6 protein-coding genes and 1 pseudogene are annotated in these 4,154 nt (G+C 66.9%); 2 read left to right on the top strand and 5 right to left on the bottom strand.

The window, feature by feature from the left end; genetic code table 11:
- The 4 genes from A6A05_RS01715 to A6A05_RS01700 form a co-directional block, all read right to left on the bottom strand.
- On the bottom strand, positions 1-283 hold a 283-nt coding region (locus A6A05_RS01715; protein WP_156520842.1), incomplete at its 3' end, for a DUF1833 family protein.
- Positions 276-632 carry a hypothetical protein gene (locus A6A05_RS01710; protein WP_068496858.1) on the bottom strand — a complete coding sequence of 119 codons (357 nt, stop codon included), beginning with the start codon at positions 630-632 and terminating at the stop codon, positions 276-278. The genes A6A05_RS01715 and A6A05_RS01710, both read right to left, overlap by 8 nt.
- A gap of 12 nt (positions 633-644) precedes the next feature.
- Positions 645-2,414 carry a hypothetical protein gene (locus A6A05_RS01705; protein WP_068496856.1) on the bottom strand — a complete coding sequence of 590 codons (1,770 nt, stop codon included), beginning with the start codon at positions 2,412-2,414 and terminating at the stop codon, positions 645-647.
- Between the two features lie 15 nt (positions 2,415-2,429).
- Positions 2,430-2,933, bottom strand: coding sequence for a hypothetical protein (locus tag A6A05_RS01700; RefSeq protein WP_068496854.1), 504 nt, complete (start codon positions 2,931-2,933; stop codon positions 2,430-2,432).
- A 65-nt stretch (positions 2,934-2,998) separates the two neighbouring features.
- Between A6A05_RS01700 and A6A05_RS01695 the strand changes: the two genes are divergently transcribed.
- Complete coding sequence (locus A6A05_RS01695) at positions 2,999-3,232, top strand: type II toxin-antitoxin system ParD family antitoxin (RefSeq protein ID WP_068496851.1); 234 nt, start codon at positions 2,999-3,001, stop codon at positions 3,230-3,232.
- On the top strand, positions 3,225-3,521 hold the full coding sequence (locus A6A05_RS01690) for a type II toxin-antitoxin system RelE/ParE family toxin (RefSeq protein WP_068496849.1): 297 nt from the start codon (positions 3,225-3,227) through the stop codon (positions 3,519-3,521). Before A6A05_RS01695 ends, A6A05_RS01690 begins: the two co-directional genes overlap by 8 nt.
- Positions 3,522-3,524: 3 nt before the next feature.
- Here A6A05_RS01690 and A6A05_RS21160 read toward each other — a convergent pair.
- Positions 3,525-4,154 (bottom strand): annotated as a pseudogene (locus A6A05_RS21160) (tape measure protein); the annotation flags it as partial.

Genomic DNA, 4,154 nt, shown 5'->3' with positions numbered 1-4,154 from the left:
ACCAGCCTCGCTGTACGCCTCGCCGACACCCCAAGAAAGCGAAAACGCCAAGTGTGTGCGCTATGTTAACGCCTATGACCCTCTGCCCACCGTGGCGCGGCGCGGCGGCCTCCAACCGGGCGGTGAGGTCGGCATGGTCGCGCACCACCCGGATCGGCGCCGGGTTGCCCTCACCGTCCAGGAAGGTGGGGTGCCAGATTTCCAGGGTGTGCAGGATGACCACATCGGCCGGGCAGGCGGCATAGGCTTCCTGGATGGCCTGGGACAGCAGCGGATCAGGCATGGCCGTCCGCCCCCGCCACCACCGTGCGCAGTGCCGCCTTGCGGGTCATGCGCTCCCGCATGACCGGCGGAAGAGTCAGGACCACACCCGCTGCCGCCATCGCCACGCTCATGTCCTCGACCGCGCGGGGAAGAACGGCGTCCAACTCGACCAGTTCGTGCTTGGCCTGCGCCAGCGCCAACCCGGAAAGACCGGGGCGCGGATCGGGGATGACGATGGGATCGCTCACATCCAGCGCCACGGCATCCGGCACCCAGGCGCGCTCCCAGCCAGGATGCGCCTCGGCACCGGGGGCGTTGGTGTCGTCGTACCAGGCGACGACAAGCCCGTCCTTGACGAAAATGATCACGGTACCCCCCTCCTAGTTCACGATGTAGGCGTTGCTGTTGCCATGGGTGTTCAGCGCCGGGCTGATGGCGACCGCGCCGTAATTCGTCCCCGCGTTGAAGGCGATCCTGGAACTATGGGTGGCATAGACGTTGCCGCTCGCTCCCGTGTAGTTGGCGGCAAACCCATCAAGATCGGACTGCATTTCCCCTCGCACGAGGTATGTGCCGGGTGAAGCCGCCGCGCCGATGGAGGCATAGGAGTAGTCCACCCGGGACTGCTGGATGGCGTAGATGTTGCCGATGCCGTCGATGTTGCCGTTGGCCTGGAGCACGATGCCCCGGGCGGTGACGCTGGCTTCGTTCTGGGTGAAGACGCCGGAATAGCCGTTCAACTCGATGCGCGAGTTGGTCGAGGCGCCGAGCGAGAACCGCGAGCCGCTGCCGAACGCCCTGACGCCGTAGCCGTAATTGCAGGCGATCATCACCTGCCCGGCCGTTCCGAAGCCCAGGTCGAAGGCACCGCCACTTTCGAGATTGATGGCACCATTGCCGCCAGCGGCACTGGTCATGCCCATGATGGTGAAATAGGCGCCAGGCGCGAGAACCGCCTTCCCTCCCTGGCGCACCCACACGCCCGTGCTGCTGAACCTGGACATGGCGCAGGTGCCGGCGAGATGAAGTTCGCCGCCGCCATCGACCACCGCGAACCACTGCCAGTCGTACAGGCCGACACAGGACAGGTACGCCTTGCCCGGCAGGCCATTGACGCCGGCCTGGTCGAGGCGCAGGCCGTTCAGCACGCTGGCGCCGACCAGGGCGATATCCCTGAGGTTCAACACCGCGTTGGGCTTGGTCACCGTGAACGCGCCGCTCGCCGCAAAGGTCAGGCGGGACTTCAGGCACTTGACGTTGCCGGTGTTGACGCCGGCACCCTGCCAAGCCGCCGTCCAGGACGGGTTGGCGACGGTGATGTGGGTGCCGTCCGGGATGGCCGTGATTGGAAAGACGCCGTGGTTCGGCCCCTGATAGGTGCCGCCCGACGTGTTGTAGAGGATGACGTAATCGCCGACCGCCATGCCGGCCGAGGATGCCACGGTGTAGGTGACGCTGTAGGCACCCTGGGCACCGGACTGCGCCGAGATGCCCGAAAGCGTGGTGGTGATCGGGGCGGTACCAGAGATGATGATGTTGGCGCTGTCGGGATGGTTGATGGTGATGACGGCGGCCTCGGCCACCGCCCCGATCACGCTGATGAATACCGTCACGCCCGGCTTGATCCGATAGTCGGCCAGATAGGCCAGGGCAGCCGTTACCGTGGCGTGGGCTTGCCCAATCCCGACATTGAGGGTGGTGTCGACCGAGATCACGCCGCCGCTGGCCGAGATGGTCAAGGTCTCGTCGCCACCATCGTCACCTTCGGTCAGCGTGATGCCCGTGCCGGCAACCAGCTTGCCATGAAGCTTGCCGCCGGTGGTATCGTTGGCCGAAACCTTGACGTTGCCCGCCACTGCCGCCAATTCGGCCTGCGCCTGGGCCGATGTGGCATCGGCTGCCGCCGTCTCTGCTCCAACTCGGGCCGCCTCGGCCGCCACCCGATCGGCATTGACCGCCGCCATGACCCCGACGGCGGCATATTCCGTCTCCACATCGGCGATGGCCTTGGCCACCGTCTTCACGTCGCCGCCCTCGGTGGTCAGTGTGCTGCCCGTGCCACTGGCCGGTCCATGGACGATGGAATGCAGCAAGGTGCTGTCGGCCGTCACCTTGGCGATGGCGGTTTCGAGATCGGTCTGCAGGGTCATGCTTCCCTCGGCGGGCTACCAGGCGGTGCTGGGCAAGGAGGTGTGGATGGTGGTGTGCAGTGAATTGACCGTCGCGAGGAGGCCCGCCACGTCCTCGGCCAGGACGATGTCCAGGGCGGCTTCGGTCAGGACCGGACGCTCGCGAATTTCCAGGGTGGTGGTGACGATCCAGATGGCGCCCTGGCCGCCGCGTCGGGGCGTCGCCTTGTAGGGCGAACTGCCGGCGCCGACGAAGCGGGCCTCGTGGGTGACGACGCCTAAGCCACCCAGCAGGTCCATGGCGAACCAGGTGGCCCCCTCCAGCCCCTTCCACTTGTACCAGGCCTCGAAGATGCCGAACTGCCACTGGGTGAAGCGCCAGCGCACCGGAATGCGCGAGGGCGTCTGGGTGTGGCGGCGGCGCTGGCGGGCGGGGCCGGCCTCCATTTCGGTGCGCAGCACGCCGTCCTGCGGCTCGATGCCGTAGCCATCGAAGGTGGGCAGTGGCAGCGTGTCGGGCCAGGAAACGGTGGTGGTCATCGGCTTGTCCGGTCAATGGCATTCTTTGGCAAACCATGCCATATTGGCTCCGACAGGAGGTGCCCATGGCGACGATGAATGTTTCCCTGCCCGATCCCATGCGGGACTGGGTCGAGGCCCAGATCAAAGGCGGCGAGTACGCCAATGCCAGCGACTACATCCGCGACCTGATCCGCCACGACCAACGGCGCGCCCAGGCGCTGGAGGCGGCCATCGCCGAGGGGCTGAAGAGCGGACGCAGCCCGCGCAAGGCCGACGACATCATGGCCGAGGCCAAGGCCCGGCTGCGGCATGGGTGATTACGTCCTTTCCAATGCGGCGGATGGAGATCTGGCCGAGATCTACGTCTATTCCCACCGGAGCTTCGGTGAGGCCCAGGCGGACGCCTATTACCTTGAACTGTCCGGCTGCCTGCGGATGCTGGCCGACAATCCCCGGCTGGGGCGTCCGTCCGGGCTTCCACGGCAAGGGCTGCTGCGCCACGCCCATGCCGGGCACGTGATCTACTATCTGATCGAGGATCCCGGCATCTTCGTCGTGCGCGTGCTGCACCATTCCATGGACAGCGAACGCCACATCGTGTCCTGACGGCTATCGATAAGCCCCCGCCGCCGGGTTGAGTCCGTAGCGTCGCTCCATGGTGGAGGCGATGCCTTCGCCGCGGGCGATGTTGCGGCCCATGCGGGTCTCGATCTCGTCGACGATGATATCCAACTGCATGCGCCCGCCGCCACCTTGGGACCACTGGGCGCGGGCCTGGGAATTGGGCGCGTTGTTGTGGACGGTGACGGTCACTCCCACCGTCGGCGGGGCCATGGCGGCGGACAACAGGCGATCAGCATTGTCCATCTGCCGGGGCGTGAAGATGCCTTCGCCGTCCTTGGCGATGATGGGCCGCTCGCCGGCCAGGATGCCGCCGGAATGGAAACGCGGGGCGGACGCCCACATTGCGGGGTCCGCCCTGCGAACGAAGGTCGGCGGGCCGCCGACGATGCCGCCCTCGTGCATGCCGCCCATGAAGGCGCCGCCGGCATTCATGTCGGTGGTCATGCCGGCCACGTCGGCGGTTGAACCGCCCGAGAACCAGTCGCCGATGCCCGACAGCAAGCCACCGAAAAGGCCGCCGCCTCCGGCGCTGCCAAACATCGGCATCACCACCGCCATGCGCCAGGCGGCACGCAAGGCTTCCTCGGCCAGGGTGTTGAACAGGTCGCCCGCCGC

The organism is Magnetospirillum moscoviense (genome assembly GCF_001650635.1).
Classification (GTDB): Bacteria; Pseudomonadota; Alphaproteobacteria; order Rhodospirillales; family Magnetospirillaceae; genus Magnetospirillum; species Magnetospirillum moscoviense.
This window is presented reverse-complemented; position numbering and strand designations above follow the sequence as displayed.

Excerpts from the sequence above, each read along its gene's own strand:
- A6A05_RS01705 (WP_068496856.1), bottom strand. The coding sequence starts at position 2,414 with ATGACCCTGCAGACCGATCTCGAAACCGCCATCGCCAAGGTGACGGCC.
- A6A05_RS01700 (WP_068496854.1), bottom strand. The coding sequence starts at position 2,933 with ATGACCACCACCGTTTCCTGGCCCGACACGCTGCCACTGCCCACCTTC.
- A6A05_RS01695 (WP_068496851.1), top strand. The coding sequence starts at position 2,999 with ATGGCGACGATGAATGTTTCCCTGCCCGATCCCATGCGGGACTGGGTC.
- A6A05_RS01690 (WP_068496849.1), top strand. The coding sequence starts at position 3,225 with ATGGGTGATTACGTCCTTTCCAATGCGGCGGATGGAGATCTGGCCGAG.